The organism is Sphingobium sp. TomMM15 (assembly GCF_055397045.1).
The window spans coordinates 2495756-2514471 of sequence record NZ_AP027314.1; the positions used below are offsets into that span (position 1 = coordinate 2495756).

Here is an 18716-nt window from a genome sequence, read left to right on the forward strand (position 1 = left end):
GATGGCCTCGCGCGTCAAAAGGGATGAGGAAGCGTGGACGGGCGAGCGCCCTTCCCGGCTGTCCCTGCCGCTGCTGATATTGGCGGCGCTGCTTTCGGCGGTTCTCGTCATCTATGCGACCGGCAACCCGGCTATGGCCACAGGGTTCGGCGCGATGATCCTTGCCATCGCCGCGCTGCTCAGCTGGTATCGGCGTATTTTCCCGGAAGAAGCCGCCGATGGCGAGGCGGTGCCGGACTGGACGGTAGCGCGCGCCGCAGCGGATGCGTCCAACATGGCGATTGCCGTGACCGACCGGGCCGGGCGGCTTGTCTGCGCCAGCGACCTGTTCGGCGAATGGTTTCCCGGATTTCCGACGCCCCCCAATCTCACCGCTGAGCCGGGCCTGACGGAAAGCCTGAGCGCTGCCGCCCGCGCGGCCTGGCGCGATGGTGAGGCGCGGGTCGAAGGCGTGGCGCAGGGCGCTCTCCGGCTGGATGTCGATTTGTGCCGCACCGGCCGGTCGGAAGATTATCTGCTGTGGCGTTTTACCCCGGTTCGCCAGCCCAACGCGCTGGATGATGTGCACCGCCTGCTGACCGGGGACGCGGGGCGGCAGATGGGCGAGGCCGGGATCATGGCGGTGATGATCGGCGGTGAAGGGCGTATCCGCGCGGCGAACGGGGCTTTCCTGCTGCGTGCCGCTGGCCGGATCGACGCCAATATCACCGGCCGCGACTTTGCCGCCCATATGCGCGTCGATGACAAGGGGCGGCTATTTCTGGCGCGCGAGGAATCGGGTGGGCTGCCGCTGCGGTTGCTGCAGGTGCCCTTGCGTCGGACGGCTCAGCCTGCTGGTAATCAGGTGTCCGGTCAGGATGGTCCTATGCTGCTGCTGCTGATCGATGAGCCAGCGGGCAGCGCGGGCGGTACATCGGCGCTTTCCTATATCGAAACGCTGCTGTCCCTGCTGCCTTTCGGCCTTGCCATGGCGGATCGCGATGGTCGCGTCCTGTTCCTCAACAATGCCTTCTCGCGAGCGGCGGGGCTCAAGCGCAGCGAACGACCGAGCTATCCCGGCGATCTGGTCGTGCGGGAAGATCAGGCAGCGGTCGCCGACGCGGTGCGCCGCTTTGCCGTTGGCCCGCAAATGTCAGGCGATATCGCCATCAGGTTGCGCAACGAGCCGGAGGAACCGACGGCGCTCAGCCTGGCGGGTGTGCGGGGCCTTGGCGAGGCGGCGGTGCTGCTCAGCCTCAAGGACAATAGCGAGGAAAGCAAGCTCAAGCGGCAGGTCGCGCAGGCGACCAAGATGCAGGCGATCGGCCAGCTGGCCGGGGGCGTCGCGCATGACTTCAACAATATCCTGACCGCGATCATCGGCCATTGCGACCTGATGCTGATGCGCCATACGCCGGGCGACAGCGACTATGACGATATTCAGCAGATCAAGTCGAACAGTAATCGCGCGGCGGGACTGACGCGCCAGCTGCTTGCCTTTTCGCGCCAGCAGACGCTGCGTCCGCAGGTGCTGCAACTGCCCGACATCGTTGCCGACGTCTCCAACCTGCTGAAGCGCCTGCTGGGTGAGAGCGTGAAGCTGGAGGTTAGCCACGGCCGCAACCTGGGCGCGGTGCGTGCTGATCCGGGCCAACTGGAGCAGGTGATCGTGAACCTGGCGGTCAATGCGCGCGATGCGATGCCGGAGGGCGGCATCCTCAATATCCAGACCTATGCGGTTCCGGCCGGCAAGGTGCGCGAGATGCGGCAGGAGATATTGCCTGCCGCCGATTATACCGCGCTGCGGGTGTCGGACATGGGGCTTGGCATCCCGCCCGACATTCTTTCCAAGATATTCGAGCCCTTCTTCACTACCAAGGAATTGGGCAAGGGCACGGGGCTCGGCCTCTCGACCGTCTATGGCATCGTCAAGCAGTCGGGCGGCTATATCTTCGCAGAGTCTGAAATTGGCCGGGGAGCGAGCTTCGTTATATATCTGCCCGTCTATCAGGGCGCGGACATGGAGCAGGCGGTTCCCGCCAAGCTGCCGATCAAACGCAGCGAGACATGGGGCACGGGCACGGTATTGGTGGTCGAGGACGAGGATATGGTCCGCGCCGTCGCCGAACGCGCCCTTTCGCGTCAGGGCTACAAGGTGCTGACCGCCAATGATGGCGAGCAGGGGCTGGAGGTGCTGGCGAGCGGTGAGAAGATCGACCTGCTGATTTCCGACGTGGTCATGCCCAATATGGATGGCCCGTCCATGGTCGCGCGGGCACGGGATACGCATCCCGACCTTCCCGTGCTGTTTATGTCGGGCTATGCCGAGGAGCAACTGCGCAAGTCGATCGACCTTGCCAATGTGGCCTTCCTGCCAAAACCCTTTTCCGTCAGTCAGTTGGCGGAGGCCGCGCGTGACGCGCTGGCCATGGGCGCAGTGGCGGAATGAACTTCTTGAACGATCAGGCGTTTATACTGGTCCGCGCGCCGATGATAAGATAGCGAGCGTAACGAAATAGGGGATCGCACATGTCGGACGGCAAGACCATCCTGGTGGTCGAGGATGAAGCGATGATCGGCATGATGCTGGAAGATTATCTCGAAACATTGGGATATCGCCTGTATGCCATCGCCGTCTCGGTGGATGAGGCGTGTGAGCATGCGCGTCAGGGCGGCTTCGACGCCGCATTGGTGGACTGCAATTTGCAAGGTGAGAAAAGCTGGCCGGTCGCGGACTTGCTGGCGCAAAGCGGCATCCCCTTTATTTTCGCGACGGGCGGCATGGCTGATGATGTGCCGTCAGGGCATTCGGATCGGCCGACTTTGGCAAAACCTTATACGATTGGCGCCGTTGAGCGGGCGTTGACGAAGGTTCTTTCCGCCTAAATAGGAAATTTCCGTTCCCCTCTTGTTCTTTGAGAACAAAGGGGATACATGGTGGCCAAGGCGCCACTTAATCGGCGCTTCCGCTTGACAGGGGATAGGCCGATGACAGCAATGCTCTCACTCATCGATTCCAAGAAGACAGGGACAATGGACAGACAGAAAGCATTGGAAGCGGCCCTTTCCCAGATTGACCGCGCCTTCGGTAAAGGTTCGGCCATGAAGCTGGGCAGCCGCGAGAAGATTGAGATCGAGGCGATCTCGACGGGATCGCTGGGGCTCGACATCGCGCTTGGCATTGGCGGCCTGCCACGCGGCCGCATCATCGAAATCTATGGCCCGGAAAGCTCAGGCAAGACCACGCTGGCGCTGCATGCTATTGCAGAGGCGCAGAAGACCGGCGGCGTTGCGGCTTTCGTCGATGCCGAGCATGCCCTCGACCCCGCTTATGCCAAGAAGCTGGGCGTCGATATTGATGAGCTGATCGTGTCCCAGCCCGATACCGGTGAACAGGCGCTGGAAATCGTCGATACGCTGGTGCGGTCGAACGCCATCGACGTGCTGGTGATCGACTCCGTCGCGGCGCTGGTGCCCCGTGCGGAAATCGAAGGTGAGATGGGCGATAGCCATGTCGGCCTGCAGGCGCGCCTGATGAGCCAGGCGCTGCGCAAGCTTACCGGCTCGATCTCGCGTTCTAAGTGTCTGGTGATCTTCATCAACCAAGTGCGCATGAAGATCGGCGTCATGTACGGTAATCCGGAAACGACGACGGGCGGCAACGCGCTCAAATTCTACGCTTCGGTTCGCCTCGATATCCGCCGTACCGGCCAGATCAAGGATCGCGACGATATCGTCGGCAACGCGACCCGCGTGAAGGTGGTGAAGAACAAGGTCGCCCCGCCGTTCAAGCAGGTGGAATTCGACATCATGTATGGCGAGGGGATTTCGAAGATCGGCGAGATACTAGACCTTGGCGTCAAGGCTGGCGTGGTCGAAAAGTCGGGTGCCTGGTTCTCCTACGACTCCGTCCGCATCGGCCAGGGGCGTGAAAATGCCAAGACCTTCCTCAAGGAAAATCCCGAAATGGCGGAGCGCCTGGAAAAGGTGATCCGGGGCAAGACCGAAGAGGTCGCCGAAGGGATGATGACCGGACCCGAAGCGGAGGATGATGGCGAATAAGCACGGCTAACGCCTGCGGCCGGATCAGCCGCAGGATAGCCGCGCGGCTCTGCTCGCCTTTCGTTTCACGCACTGAAAAGGCCCGCCCGCGCATTTTCGCGGGGCGGGCCTTTTACCGTTATAAGGCGCGACTGGGCGTGGCTTTCCCAGCAGGGCAAATGAACATTGATCAGCGGCTGGGGCTTATCATTCCTGTCGGCTTAAGGTCAGAGGCCGGAATTTTGGCGTGGCTCCGCTGGCGCCTTTTGCTCTGCTCGACGGCGAGCTTTTTCTTGAGCCGTACGCCCTGAAGACCCCAGTCTCCGAAATGTACGGCAGCCAGGAATATGAGGAGGCCGTTCATGAACAAGGCGATGGTGAGAGGCAGCGCGAGAAAGACGTCGAGTATCTGTTCGGTCGGCGTTTCCACAGGCCCCACCCGGTCGATCCCGAACAAGGCGAGGCCGTCTTCAAGGGAATGGCCATCCCATTCCCGCCGGAAAAACCATTCGCCTACTTCTATCGCCAGAATGGTCGGGGCGATGAGCATGGCGGCGAGGCCGATTATGACCATCGCTTCGCTCAGGAGCTGTACGCCAAGAGAGGGAAGGCGGCGCTTGGTTACAGGATCATGCACCTGTTTTTCGGGCGCCACGGATTGCGATATCCCGATCGGTCTCACGGTGGATGACGAAGGCGGGGCCGAAAAGCCGTATCGATCCAGCTTGGCCAGCATCCGGGGGTTCAACTGAGACTTGCAGCTATCCTCGATGAATTTTTGCTGCTCGATCGTCAGTTCCTGACGGAAGCTGTCGGATTGTCCCTTTCTCATCCGCAGAGCATCTGAATCCGATCGGTCATATTCATGGCCGGGAATGCCCTGGGCGAGTTCCAATGCCTTGAGCTTTTCGAAGGATGAGTTTTCCACCGCATATCCAAGAGCACGGCTATTGACTGGCTCATCCAGGAAATTGAGCATCTTTTCGACTTCTGCCTCCGTTTGAAGCAGTAGATCCTCATAATATATGATGTGATGATCATGCCGTTCGAGGCCATTGGCCCAGCTATTCATATATTTAATATAGTGCGGCAGGCCCCTATTCTCATCCATGAGAAAATCATCAACGCTGCCTTGAAACGACATCTTGTGCCGAGTCACATGGTGATAGTCGGAAATGAGTACGGCTCGCGGATCCCGGATCAGGAATATGATGGGAAGGCGGCCGGGCAGGGTTGGTTTGAAGCGCAGATGGGTGGAAGGGATGAGGGGGAAAGAGGCTTCCTCCGACCTGCGGACAAAGGCCGGTATGCCGCGCACCGGATCCAAGTCGAAATTGGGAGCAAAGGTGAACATGCTTTGGGTCGTAATGGGCGGATATGCCCGCGACGCGAGGAAATATTGCGCCAGGATAAACCTGAGCCAGGTCCTGCCCGACTTCGGATAGGAGGCAAGGAGCGCGGTCGCAGCGCTGGAAACCAGACGCAGGCTGCGAGCCGAAGCGATACGGCGCGCCAGAATGAAGGGCGCATGAGCCAGCGAAGCGATGTGGGGCGTGTCCATCAACACAGATTAGCTTGGCAGAAAGCCGGGTGTGAAACTTTTCCGGATGATGGCCAATGTGTGTAAGAAGCTGAAACCATCCTCCCTTTTTTCTAATGGCAGCCAAGTTGATTGACAGGGGATGCGCTATCGCCGAAAAGAACATATAGAGAACATTCTATGGTGGATTCGGTGAACAGGCTTGCAGCCCTCAGGCGGCACATTGCATCACTGGAAGGGATTCCGGCCGTCAAAGCAGATGCGCGTATCACAACGGGACATGCGGCTTTTGATCAGGCATTGCAGGGTGGCCTTGCCAGGGGTCGGGTGCATGAATTGTTCGGAAATGCTGAAGATGAAGGCGCCACTGCCGGTCTTTCCCTGATCCTTGCCCATCTTGCAGCGCGTGAGGCTCCTCTGTTCTGGTTGCGCCTTCCAGATGGAACGGCGGGACAACCTTATGGCCCGGGGCTCTCCGCGCTTGGAATAGATCCAGCCCATTTGCTGATCGGCGTCATGAAGGATGAGGCGCTGCTGCTGCGCGCGGCGGTCGATGCGTTGCGGTGTCCGGCGCTGGGGGCGCTGGTCATCGAACTGCGCGGGCGCGCGCCGCTGCTGGACTTGACCGCGAGCCGCCGTCTGGCGCTGGCGGCGGAGACGTCGGGGGTTACCGCCTTCGTGCTGCGGATTGGTGGCGATCCGGTTCCGAGCGCGGCGGAGACGCGGTGGCGGGTGGAGGCTGCCCCATCCGTGCCGTTGCCGGGCAATGCGCCGGGCATGAGCGCCTTTTCGCTCCACCTGTTGCGCCGCCGTTCGGGGGCAGACGGCATGACGTGGCGAATGGTGTGGAATGCCGAGCGGGGAGATTTTGGAGAAGAGTGCGATGAACGCCATGAGCATGGATGGGCAAGCGGAGGACGCGCTGACGAGGCGGCGTTATCTGGCGCTGTGGTTCCCCTTCCTGCCGGTGGATCGGCTGCGCATCGCGCGGCCTGATCTGTGGCAAGCGCAGGCCGGCGCCGGGCCGGTCGCCATCGTGGAGGCCGTGCGCGGGGCCATGCGTCTTGTGACACCGGATGCCGATGCGCTGGCGTTGGGCCTGAATGCGGGCATGACCCTGGCCGATGCGCGGGCGCAAGAGCCTGACCTTGTCAGCTTCGAGGCCGATCATCATGCCGATCAGGATTGGCTGGAACGGCTGTGCGATGGGTGCGCTCGCTATACGCCTGCGGTCGCGATCGATCCGCCGCATGGGCTGATGCTGGACATTACTGGCTGCGCGCATCTGTGGGGCGGGGAGGAAACACTGGCGCGCGAGGCGGTGGACCGGTTCGAGCGGCACGGCATGGAGGTGCGTCATGCAGTAGCGGGCACGCCGGAGGGCGCGCATGCGCTGTGCCGTTTTTCCGCAGGGCCAGCGCCTGATGAGGAGGCCGCGCTGCGCCGCTTGCCGGTCGAGGCGCTGGAGCTGGATCAGGAGAGCGGGGTGGCGTTGCGGCGCGCGGGGCTGCGCACCATCGGCGATCTTGCTGCCCGGCCCGCCGCAGCGCTGGCCGCGCGTTTTGGCGAGGAGGCTGTGGAGGCGCTCCATCGCCTGCTGGGTCTGGGGCATCGGCCGCTTAGCCCCCGCCGCCCGCGTCCTGTCCTGCGGATTGAGCGTCGTTTCGCCGAGCCTGTGGGCAGCACCGCCTATGCCTTGCAGCGGGTTGAGGAGATGGCGGCCGAAGCGGGCGAGCGGCTGACCGAGCGGGGCGAGGGCGGGCGGCGGTTCGAATTGCTGTTTTTTCGCACCGATGGCCTCGCCTTTCCGCTGCGGGTGGAAACCGGCCTGCCGGTAAGGGATGCACCCGCGATCATGCGGCTGGTGCAGGAACGGATCGACAGCTTGTCCGATCCGCTGGACCCTGGATTTGGCTTCGACATGCTGCGTCTCACCGTGCCGCAGACCGAGCCGATGGCCGCGACCCAGTTGGCGCTGGAAGGGGGCGAGGCAAAGCGCGAGGAAGCTGTCGCGGCGCTGGTCGATCGGCTGTCCGTCCGCGTTGGCCGCAACCGCATCCAGCGGTTGGAACCGCGCGACAGCCATATTCCCGAGCAGGCGCAGCTTGCGCTGCCTGCGATCGAAAGCCGCACCCCGTCCAGCTGGCCGCGTCAGGGAGAGCCCGGCGATCCGCCGATGCGCCCCATTCATCTGTTCGACCCACCCCAGCCGATCGAGGTGGTGGCGGAGGTGCCAGACGGCCCGCCCCATCATTTCCGCTGGCGGCGCAGCGCGCATGAAGTGACCCGCTATGAAGGGCCGGAACGGATCGCGCCCGAATGGTGGAAGGCGAAGGACGGTGCACTGGCGGGCGAAAGCACAGGCATGACGCGCGATTATTACCGGATCGAGGATGCGCGCGGCCGCCGCTACTGGATCTTCCGCCACGGCCTTTACGGCACGGAGGCGCGGCATCCGGGCTGGTATATCCACGGCCTGTTCGCATGAAACGCGGCAAGGGGCCTGATCCGTCCAAGCCCAAGTCCCCCGACCGGCGGGAGTTGGATGCGGTTGAGGCAAGGGAGAAGAAGCGGCAGGAGCAGCCTGTAAGGCCGCCAGTGTCAAGAGAAGGCCCAGCCTTCGCCGAGTTGGGCGTCATGTCCAATTACAGCTTTCTGCATGGTGCTTCCCATCCTTCCGACCTTGTTGGTCAAGCCGTAGAACTGGGGCTTCGCGCCATCGGCATTGCTGACAGGAACAGCGTGGCTGGCGTGGTGCGCGCTTATGTCGCTTTGCGTGACGCGCCAGACAAAGCGCGCGCCGAGATGATCAAGGAGAAGAAGAAGAGGGGTGAATCAGTCGAACTGACTGCCGAGGAAGAGGCGGCCTGTCACACCGATTTGCGTCTGGTGGTGGGCGCTCGTCTGGTCTTTGTCGATGGCACGCCGGACATTCTGGCCTATCCCAAAAACCGCTTTGGCTGGGGACGGCTCACCCGTCTGTTGACCAAGGGCAATATGGAGGCGGTGAAGGGAGATTGCATTCTTACCTTCAGTGATTTGATGGATCATCTTGACGATCTTCTATTGATCGTCCTGCCGCTATCCACGGCCCGTCCCCAAGAGGCGCACAAGGCTCCCCCGGCCTATCCGTCCGGTGACGAGGAAGTGTCCATTTCCCACCTGAAACTGGTGCCGCCCGCATCTCCGCCCACATGGCAGGATGCATTGCGCGGGTTGCAGAACAAAGCGCCGGGGCGTGTATGGCTGGGCTTGACCCGGCGTTATAATGGGCGTGACCGTCGGCATTCCGCTGCCATTCAACAGACTGCCCGAGAGGTCGGCGTGCCGGTCATCGCGACCAATGATGTACTATATGCCGAAGCATCGGCGCGTCCATTGCAGGATGTGCTGAGCTGCATTCGTGATGGCGTGACGCTCAAGCAGGCGGGACGACGGCTGGAAGCGCATGCCGAGCGGCATCTCAAATCTCCGCAGGAAATGGCCCGGCTTTATGCCGACTGTCCGCAAGCGCTGGCTGAAACGATCCGGTTCGTCGATCAGATCGACTTCGTTCTCACCGATCTAAAATATGAATATCCCCATGAGCCCGTGCCGCCCGGCTGGTCGCCGGATGGTTGGCTGGAGGACCTGGTGCGCCGCCGGGCAAAACGCCGTTACGGGCGCAGATTGCCTCCTAAGGCAAGAGCGCTGATCGGACAGGAGTTGCGCCTCATCCGCAGCCAAAATTATGCCTATTATTTCCTGACCGTTCACGATCTTGTGCGCTTCGCCCGCGCGCAAAAACCGCCTATCCTCTGCCAAGGGCGGGGGTCTGCCGCCAATTCCATCGTCTGCTTCCTGCTGGGCGTCACTTCCGTCGATCCGATGAAGCATGACCTGCTCTTTTCCCGTTTCGTGTCGGAAGAACGCAACGAACCGCCCGACATCGACGTCGATTTCGAACATGAGCGGCGCGAGGAGGTGATGCAATATATCTACCGCCGCTATGGGCGCGAACGGGCGGGGATCGCCGCGACCGTCATCCATTACCGGTCCCGCAGCGCCCTGCGTGAAGTGACGAAGGTGCTGGGTCTTAGCGAAGATATCGCGGCGCGCCTGTCCAGTACGGTCTGGGGCAGCTACTCAAGCGATCTGGGCGATGGGCGTTTTCGCGATGCGGGCTTTTCCCTCGATAATGCGGAAATCGTGCGATTGCGATTGCTGGTTCAGCAACTGATCCGAGCGCCTTTTGCCCGTCATCTGTCTCAGCATGTCGGCGGTTTTGTGCTGACCCAGAACCGGCTGGATGAAACGGTGCCCATTCACAATGCCGCGATGTCTGATCGTAGCTTCATCGAATGGGATAAGGACGATATCGATGCGCTGGGCCTGATGAAGGTCGATGTGCTCGCGCTCGGCATGTTGAGCTGCATTCGCAGGGCTTATGAATTGATGCGGCGTCATGGGCTGGGCAATCATGACCTGACCGTCGATCTCGATTCCGAAGACCCTGCTGTTTACGCCATGCTGCAGAAGGGAGACAGCATCGGTGTGTTTCAGGTGGAAAGCCGGGCGCAGATCAACATGCTGCCTCGCTTGAAGCCGGAGAACCTGTACGACCTGACGGTGCAGGTCGCGATCGTTCGGCCTGGGCCGATCGAAGGCGACATGGTACATCCTTATCTGCGACGGCGGGCGGGCATCGAAAAGGCCGAATTTCCTTCCCCCGGTTATCCACATAATCCCAATGAGTTGCGGGAGTTACTGAAGGATACCTACGGCGTCCCCCTGTTCCAGGAACAGGCGATGAAGCTCGCCATCGTCGCTGCTGAATTTACGCCATCGGAGGCTAACCAGCTGCGGCGGTCGATGGCGACGTTCCGCCATGTGGGGGGCATGGACAAGTTCAAGGAGAAGATGATCGGCGGCATGGTGCGGCGGGGGTATGAACGCGATTTCGCCGAGCGTTGCTATAGCCAGATCGAGGGGTTCGGCAGTTATGGCTTTCCTGAAAGCCATGCTCTGTCCTTTGCGCGGCTGGTCTATGTGTCGGCCTGGATCAAGTGCCACCAGCCTGCCGTCTTTGCCTGTGCGCTGCTGAATTCTCAGCCGATGGGGTTCTATGCGCCCGCGCAGATCGTGCGGGATGCGCGGGAGCATGGCGTTGCCGTGCATGATGTGGATGTGAATATGAGCGGGTGGGACAATGCGCTCGAACCGCTGCTGCGGTCGCGCAATGCGCGGCAGGGAGAGGGAGAGGGGCGCGCGCTGGCGCTGCGGCTGGGCTTTCGCCAGATCGATGGTTTTCGCGAGGCTTGGGCTGCGCAGATGGTCGAGGCGCGGGAGCAGGGCCTGTTCACCAGCCTGGAGGATTTGGCGCGGCGGGCTGGGTTGCCTGCGCGGGCGCTTCGCTTACTGGCGGATGCGGACGCTTGCCGGTCGCTGGGACAGGATCGGCGGGCGGCGCTGTGGGAAGCGCGGCGCACGCCGTCCAATGAACTGCCGCTGTTCGCTGCTGCGCGAAAGCGGGACCAGAAGGCGGTGGGAGAACTGGGGCAGGAACCGGATGCGATGTTGCCCGCCATGCCGCTCGCTGAACAGGTCGCGGCCGATTATCAGATGACGCGCCTGTCGCTCAAAGGGCATCCGATGCAGTTCCTGCGGCCGGTCTTTGCTGCTGAAGGGGTGCTGAGTTGCGCGCAGACGACGGCCGCGAAGAACGGGACGAAGGTGCGGACAGCGGGTGTGGTGCTGGTGCGGCAGCGGCCGGGGAAGGGCAATGCCGTCTTCATCACGATCGAGGATGAGACAGGGATCGCCAACATCCTGCTCTGGGCAAGGCTGTTCGAAAGGCAGCGGCGGCCGGTGATGGCCTCGCGGCTGATGCTGGTCGAGGGCGAAGTGCAGCGGAGCAAGGAGGGCGTCGTGCATCTGATGGCGAGCCGGGTGCATGATCGCACGGCGGAGCTATCGCGCCTGTCGGATACGCATAGGCCACAGATCGCCTTGTCGCGGGCGGATGAGTTTGTGCATACTCAGCATCCCCGGACGGCCAGTCATCCGCGCAATGTGCGGATATTGCCGAGGTCTCGGGACTTTCATTGAGGGTGAGGATAAGAGCAAAATCCTCCCTGCGCGGAGCGTGGGGAGGGGGGCCGCCGCGTAGCGGTGGTGGAGGGCAACTGGCATGACCTGCGGCGCCTACGGGCGCTCCCCTCCACCAGCCTGCGGCTGGTCCCCCTCCCCATCTGTCGATGGGGAGGATAAACTTTCATCCCGAAGCCAAGGAGAATCCCATGTCCATTCCCGATCTCCCCATCGAAGGCGGTTGTCGGTGCGGGCGTGTGCGTTTCCGGTTGAGCGAAGCGCCTTGGGGTGAGGCGGCTTGTCATTGTACCGGGTGCCAGAAGATGACCGGCAGCGCCTTTTCCACCACGATCATCATGCCTTCGGACGGCTTTGAACTGATCGCGGGCGACACGGTGATCGGTGGGCTGCATGGCGAAGACGTGCACCATCATCATTGCGACTGGTGCAAGAGCTGGGTCTTTACCAAGCCCGCCGCCGACATGGGCTTCGTCAATGTGCGGGCAACCATGCTGGACGATGCCAGCTGGTTCGCGCCGTGGATGGAGACGCAGACGGCGGAGAAGTTGCCTTGGGCGCAGACCGGGGCGGTGGTCAGCTTTGAACGCTTCCCCGGAATGGGCGAATATGAAGGGCTGATCGCCCGCTACCGCGCCGAGTGGCTTCAATAATCCTTCGAATAGCGCAGGTTCGCTGATGATCCGGCGTTGGTGCCGGTCTTCGACAGCAGGCTGAGCGTCTTTGACAGGGAGATTTCCAGCTGAGTGGCGGTGAAGCCCTTGGGATCGGTGATCACCTCCACATAGATATTGTTGGAAATGTGCTGACCCACAGCCAGCGATGCGCCGCGCCCCGTTTCTTTGTCGCCGCCGACGATGCCGATGCGGTCGACCCCTGAGGCGTTCTGCAACTTGCCCATGGGGTTGAGGCCGCCGCCACCGCCGCGCAGGCCGTTGAGCGCGGCGGCGAGCTGGATCGCCTGCGTCGCGGACAGGTTCGCGACATTGTCGCCGAACAGGATGCGTGCCAATATCTCGTCCTGAGGCAGGGTGGGTGTCGAAATGAAGCTGATGTCCGGCTTCTGCGCCGTGCCGCCGACGGCGATGCCTGCCGCCACCGTGTTTATCCGGGTTTCGGCGCGGATCGCCAGCACCGGGTTCATCATCGGCCCGTTGAAGGTGATGATCCCCTGTTCAAGGTCGAACTGATGGCCTGAGAAGCTGTAGCGGCCGCGTATCACCTCGATCTTGCCGACTACGCTTGGGGCCTTGGTGGTGCCGGTCACCCGCATGTTGGTCTTCCATTCGGAATCGAGACCCATGCCGGTCAGGTAGATTTCATTGTCCGCGCGGACGCGGATGTCGAGCTTCCAGTCGGCGGGCTTGGCAGCCGCCTGCCGGGACGCGACGCGCTGGTCGAGCAGGTCGGTGCCCTCGCCCTTACGCCGAACGCCCTGAAGCTGGCGGATGTCGGCGCCGCCCTGCCAGGCGATTCGGTAGCGGGTTTCGGGAAGCGATAGGTTGCCCTTGATCAGTCCGCCGTCTGCCACGCTGTTCGTTACGTTGATCGTGCCGGTGACGACGCTGGTGATCGCTTCGCTGCGCGCGATGCGGGCGCGGTCCAGCTTGACGGCGATGTTCATGGGGTAGCCGCTTTCGGCCGCGAGACCGACCGAGCCGCTCGCCTGCACGGTGCCGTCGCCAGCGCGGCCGGAAAAGTCGCGTATCTCCAGCCGGTCGTTGGTGAAGCGGCCATCGAGACGCATTTGTGTCAGGCGCGTGCCGAATGTTTCATTCTCGTAGGTCAGCGCGTTGGCGCGGACGAGGCCGTTAAGGCGCGGCGCGGTGAGGCGGCCGCTGAAATCTGCTGCGACGGCGATGGGGCCGGTCAGTTGCTGGTCAGCGAGCCCCGCGAAGGAGAAGAGCACGTCGGCAGGCCCGGCATAGCGTATGCCGCCGCCGAGGGGGGCGGATTGGAGCTGCTCTGTCCAGCTTGATCCAGAGCCGGGAGGCGCGAGGGTGGCGATGAAGCGCCCTAATGGCGCGTTGCCGCGCCGGATGAGTCCGCGCAGGTCGCCGCCGCGGTTCGAGAGGCGGCCTTCGATCGCCATGGAGACCGGATCGGAGACGGCGGACAGGCTGGAGCGGCGGAAATCACTGATCGCTAAGCGCGTCGTGGCGTTGGGGAAGGCGTTGCCGCTCTGGTTGAAGTCGATCGCGCCGGTCGCCTTGCCACTGATGCCGAGGCCGGGGCTGGCGATGTTCATAATGGCGAGATCGAAATCCTTGAAGCGCGCCTGAAGAATGGTCTGGTTGCCGAAGCGTCCGGCGAGATCGACCCGTCCTTGAGGCAGAACGAGCGTTGCTGGCTCGAGCCGATAGCCCTGCGGTTCGATGCGGATGATTGCGGGCTGGGCGAAGCGGAAGGGGATGTTGCTTGCCTTGCCTTCCAGCGCGACGGCGTAGAGGTTGGGGCGGAGCGCCGCATTGACCGCGATTGAGAAGGGCACGCCCGTCGATCCGTCGGCCACCAGTTGCGCGCGTCCACGTCCGCCTTGATAATTGATCCGGGCGCGGCTTTTTCGCACGACATAGTCGCCATAGGCGGCGTTCGCCATCTGGATATCGGCGGCAATGCGGGGCTGGTCGGTAAGTAAGATGTCCGCCGTCGCGATCGCTCGGCCGATCACTACATCAGCCTCACCGGGCAGGCGGGCGTTGCTCGCCCTGGCGTTCACTGTGATGCCTTGCGCCTTGCCTACTGCGGCAAGCCGCGCGGCGCCGGTGATGCCGGACCCGTTCATGGCGAGCTGTCCGGCGAAAGGTCCGGCAGCGGTCTGCTGGAGACGGCCGTTCATGTCCACGCCCGCGAAACGTGCCCGTGTGATATCTATGGTGAGCGGGCCGCGCGCCGTGCGGATCAGCATATTGGCGAAGAAGGGGCCATAGGCGGAGCCGCCGGTTGCCTCCAGCCGGTAGCCGCCAGCCTCGCCATTCAGTTTTGCGACGACATTGGAGAGCTGCACGCCGACATTGGGCCGGGCGGCGCGCAGGACCGCTTGAGGCCTCTCCATTGTTCCGCGCACGCTGAGCGCCAGCGGGCCATATTGGTTCGACGTGGCGGAGGCGTCGAAGGTGATGGCGCCATTGGTGTCGTAGCTGCCCGATCCGGAATGGATGCGGAAATTGGGTGCCGCGCCCTTCAGGTCCGCAAGGGTGAATTTGCCTTCCGGCGTCATGCCGATGCGGCCCGATGCGACGGCATTGCCGCCCAGGAAATCGCGCACGGAGGCGCTTTCCCAGCGCGCCGTGCGGACGCCGAACTTGCCCGCAAGGCCCCAGCCGCCCTTCGGTCCGGGCACTAGCTTCACATCGGTGTTGAGGTTGACGATGCCTACGCCGTCGATCTTGTAGTCGTTTACTCGCCCCTTGAGCGCCCCCCGGTAGATGGCGTTGTCCAGGTCGGCGAGCACGATGGCGGTGGCGTCCACCCGGTCGCTGTCGATCTTGAGGTTGTCGCTGATCAGCTTGCCAGAAGCATAGGCGAAGTCGCCCTTGACCCGCAGGTTCTGAAGGAGCCCGCCCGCTGCGGCGTTAAGGCCGGTGACCCGCCGCGCGGTCGCGTTGACGGGGATGCGGATGCGATCGGCGTCAATCACCGCCCGGCCACTGGCTTTCAGCCCTTCAATGCCGGTCTTGTCGAAGGCGAGCATTGCGGCGCTCAGATCATAATCGATGAACGGCGTCGCCATCGGGCCGTCAAGGATGATCGAGGCGCGTACATCCTTGCCCCGCACCTTTTCCATGATCGCGCCGGGGGTCAGTAGCGCGGCGTCGATCCTGAGGCCGCTGAACTGGCTCTTGCCGAGGTCGATGAGGCCTTGCGCGGTGGCGGCGAGTGCCCTAGAGCGCAGCGTGCCCTTCAGGTTCACGCGCCGCTCGTTAAGCCCGGCGAAGAGATCGAAATCGAGGGCCGGAGCAGTCAGCCGGTCCACGGTTCCGGCAAAGACGAGGCCGGGGCGCACCGGACCTTTGGCGGTGAAGTTGCCGTCTCGCGCGGCGAGCGCGATGTTCGCAAGCTGCCCCTTGGGCGAGGTCGCAACGATGCGGCCGTTCCACGCCTGCCATGTGCCGCGACCATCGAGCGTTGCGGTCAGGCCATCCGTGAGCCCGCTCATCTTTGCGATGACGCCACCCTTTGGAGCGGTCAGCGTGCCCTTCATGGCGAGGCGGTTCTGTGCGGGTACGGCGTCAATCGAGGCCTGGAGCCGGTCGCCGCTGTCCACGACGGCATTGGCGCTAAGCTGCGCGCGGCCATCGGCGATGTGGGTGACGCCATCGATGGCGATCTCGCGCTTCTGGCCGATAACCGGCTTTGCCAGCACGAACTTGGCGATCTTCAGCCGATCGACGTCGATGTTGAGGTCGGGGAGGATCGGCGCGTTGGGGTCGCTTTTCGTGACGTTGAATTGGGGGCTGCGGGCCAGCACGACCAGCGGGCTTTCCAGCAGCCGCACGGAAATATGATTGTTGAGGTAGCGGAAGGGGCTCCACACGACATGGACACGCGGGGATACGGCGAAAGGCCCTTTGGGATCACGCAGGACAAGATCGTGGATGACCATGTCGCTGTAGACCGATCCCTCGATACGGCCGACCTCGATCGCCATGCCGGATTCCAGCTTCAGCGCCGCGATCTGGCGGATCAGGAATTTCTTGCCCGGCTGGGTGTTCAGGAAAAGCAGCAATCCAGCGCCTAGCACGACGAGGCCAAGGATCAGGGCGGTGACACCCAGCACGATCTTTTGCCATAGCGGCCGTCCTTCGCGGACAATGATCGTCTGGCTTTTGGGAGCGGGTGGAGGCGTGTCTTCGGCCATCAGAAAGCCTGCCCAATGCCGATATAGAGGGTGAATTTGGACTCGCCGGGCTGCCGGTTGATCGGCATGGCTATGTCCGCCCGGAAGGGGCCGAAGTCGGTATAGAAGCGGCCGCCCAAGCCTACGCCATAGCGGATGTCGGAGAATTTCGGGATGGCGCTTTCATAGACCTGACCCGCATCGACGAAGGCGACCACGCCATAGTCGCCGAAACGATAGCGGCCTTCGACAGCGAATTCATTGACGGAGCGGCCGCCGATCGGGTCGTCATTGACGTCCTTTGGCCCCAGTTCCTGATAGCCAAAGCCGCGCACCGATCCGCCGCCGCCTGCATAAACCCGGCGTGAGGGCGCGATCTGGTCGCGAGCAGCGCCGCTGATCGTGCCAAGCCGGGTCCGCGCCGCTATCACCAGCGCATCGGAAACGGGATAATAACCGCTGAGGTCAAAGGTGCCGCGGACATAGGGTGACAGATTGCCCTGTAGTGATGCTTCCGGCGACAAGCGCAGATTGGCACGGAAACCCCTGGTCGGATTGAGCAGGTCGTTCGACCGGTCATAGCCAAGCTGCACCGGCAACGAGCCGATGAAATAGGTCAGCCGCCGCTTTTCCGCCGTTGCGGGGTCGATCGTCGTCTGCTCGTTCGACAGCAGGATTTCCGCGCCATAGGTGTAGGTCCAGCGCTTTTGGAAGATCGGCGTCGATTGGCGCGACCAGCTGATGTTGAGGCCCGCCGTGAAGGCTTCATAGGCATCATAATTTTGATGGTTAAGCAGGGCGCCTGCCTGGAAGGTCTTGTCCCGCTTGCCTGCGTTGGAGCGGCGGAAGGTGCCGGAGACGCCCTGTTCCTGTGTGCCCGCGATCACCTTGGCGATCAGTGCGCCTTCTGGCGGGAAGAGGTTGCGGTGTGTCCATGTGCCCTCGGCGCGGAAGCCTTGCCCCGTGCCATAGCCAAGCTCGCCCGCCAGCGTGCGGGGCGGACCCGCCTCCTGATCGACATGCAGGTCGACATATTCGGTGCCATCGGGGCCGGGCTCGTTCGTGCGCACCGGGTCGACCGCGACACTGGAGAAGAGGCCGGTCGCGACGAGGGCGCGGCGCAGGTCATCCACCTTGCGGCTGTCATATAGTTCGCCGGGCTTGAAGCGGCTGATGACCTTCATATGGTCAGCGCCAAAGGCTTGCTTGCGGCCCGAGGTTGTGATCCCACGGAACGACCCGCGTGGGCCGACCTCGACCGGCAGGGTGTAGTCGCCGGTGATCGTCGCCGGATCGAGCAATATGTCCCGTTCGCCGACCTTGGCGAAGGGATAGCCATTTTCGGGCAGCTTCACCCCGACATTGGCCTCCGCGCTTTCGACATTGGCGGCGATGATATAATCGCCGGTCTTGAGCGGCAGGTTATCGCGAACGAGGCCCGGCGGCACCGTTGGTCCAGCGTTGATGACGATGTCGCCGATCTTGTACCGCTTGCCCGGAGTGACGGACAACACTGCCTTCAGCGTGCCATCGCCCGTCTGGTCGAGCGAGGCGAGGGCGGTCGCGTCGTAATAGCCCTGCGAATAGAGCAGCCGCACGGCGAGCGCTTCATCCTCATGCGCGCGCGCCTGCACCATGGCGGCGGTTTCGGCGCGCCCTTTGCCATCGACCAGTGCTGACTCGCCCCGGAACTCACCTTCAAGGCCGGTCTTGCTAAAGCCTTCGATCTCAACGGCATAGCGGATCTCGGGCGTCTTTTCGTGCGGGCTGTCGCTTGCCACCTGAGGCGGCACGGTTACGCTGTCGAGCGGGGGCAGGGGTTGTACCAGTTCCGCTTCCGCTGGGGGTTCGGTGACGGGCGGCAGTTCGGCAGGCGCGGTGGCATGCGGCATTTGCTGATCGATCCAGCTGTCTATCGACGGCAGCGGAGCGGAAGGGTTGGCGGGGTCACTTTCGCCAGCTTTGGGCAACCGCGCTTCAAATTCCTCGTCGGGCAGGATCGGCGGCTCCTGCCCGGCAGCAACCGTACCAGCAGATGTCTGGGCTTGCAGCGACAGGGGTGACGCAGCGATCATCAGAACGCCCAAGGCACGCCGGGCGCGTTTCGCCTGCCTGAAACCCATGTAAATTCAGCTGCCCCTTTCCGTCCGCCGTGCACGCGGGGAAGACGAATACGCGCAAGGCGTTGTTTCGGTTCCGCCGTCGGCCGTGAACCGCTTCCCTCGGGCG

At 62.9% G+C, this 18716-nt stretch carries 10 protein-coding genes; 7 read left to right on the plus strand and 3 right to left on the minus strand.

What is annotated here, in order from left to right:
• The first annotated feature begins 1 nt into the window (after position 1).
• From ACZ51H_RS12460 to recA, 3 genes are all read left to right on the plus strand, one after another.
• Positions 2-2428, plus strand: coding sequence for a hybrid sensor histidine kinase/response regulator (locus tag ACZ51H_RS12460; protein WP_464802004.1), 2427 nt, complete (start codon positions 2-4; stop codon positions 2426-2428).
• Positions 2429-2508: 80 nt separating this feature from the next.
• Positions 2509-2865 (plus strand): response regulator, encoded by a 357-nt coding sequence (locus ACZ51H_RS12465; protein ID WP_464771694.1) that lies wholly within the window; start codon positions 2509-2511, stop codon positions 2863-2865.
• A gap of 102 nt (positions 2866-2967) precedes the next feature.
• Positions 2968-4041 (plus strand): recombinase RecA, encoded by a 1074-nt coding sequence (gene recA, locus ACZ51H_RS12470; protein WP_449470841.1) that lies wholly within the window; start codon positions 2968-2970, stop codon positions 4039-4041.
• A 169-nt stretch (positions 4042-4210) separates the two neighbouring features.
• On the opposite strand, the gene ACZ51H_RS12475 is transcribed toward recA, so the two are convergent.
• Complete coding sequence (locus ACZ51H_RS12475; RefSeq protein WP_464802005.1) at positions 4211-5581, minus strand: sulfotransferase domain-containing protein; 1371 nt, start codon at positions 5579-5581, stop codon at positions 4211-4213.
• Positions 5582-5740: 159 nt separating this feature from the next.
• Between ACZ51H_RS12475 and ACZ51H_RS12480 the strand changes: the two genes are divergently transcribed.
• The 4 genes from ACZ51H_RS12480 to ACZ51H_RS12495 all read left to right on the plus strand — a co-directional run bounded on the left by ACZ51H_RS12480 (position 5741) and on the right by ACZ51H_RS12495 (position 12300).
• Entirely contained in the window at positions 5741-6556 is an 816-nt protein-coding gene (locus tag ACZ51H_RS12480) for an ImuA family protein (RefSeq protein ID WP_464802006.1), read from the plus strand.
• Entirely contained in the window at positions 6453-8048 is a 1596-nt protein-coding gene (locus tag ACZ51H_RS12485) for a Y-family DNA polymerase (RefSeq protein ID WP_464802899.1), read from the plus strand. The genes ACZ51H_RS12480 and ACZ51H_RS12485 overlap by 104 nt, the downstream gene beginning before the upstream one ends.
• Positions 8045-11647 (plus strand): error-prone DNA polymerase, encoded by a 3603-nt coding sequence (locus tag ACZ51H_RS12490; RefSeq protein ID WP_464802007.1) that lies wholly within the window; start codon positions 8045-8047, stop codon positions 11645-11647. Before ACZ51H_RS12485 ends, ACZ51H_RS12490 begins: the two co-directional genes overlap by 4 nt.
• 191 nt (positions 11648-11838) lie before the next feature.
• Positions 11839-12300, plus strand: a complete 462-nt coding sequence (locus tag ACZ51H_RS12495; RefSeq protein WP_464802008.1) for a GFA family protein — start codon at positions 11839-11841, stop codon at positions 12298-12300.
• On the opposite strand, the gene ACZ51H_RS12500 is transcribed toward ACZ51H_RS12495, so the two are convergent.
• The gene (locus tag ACZ51H_RS12500) at positions 12294-16508 is read right to left on the minus strand and encodes a translocation/assembly module TamB domain-containing protein (RefSeq protein ID WP_464802009.1); all 4215 of its coding nucleotides are present in this window, start codon (positions 16506-16508) and stop codon (positions 12294-12296) included. The two genes, ACZ51H_RS12495 and ACZ51H_RS12500, sit on opposite strands and share 7 nt — an antisense overlap.
• Positions 16508-18610 carry an autotransporter assembly complex protein TamA gene (locus ACZ51H_RS12505; RefSeq protein ID WP_464802010.1) on the minus strand — a complete coding sequence of 701 codons (2103 nt, stop codon included), beginning with the start codon at positions 18608-18610 and terminating at the stop codon, positions 16508-16510. Before ACZ51H_RS12505 ends, ACZ51H_RS12500 begins: the two co-directional genes overlap by 1 nt.
• Positions 18611-18716: the final 106 nt, after the last annotated feature.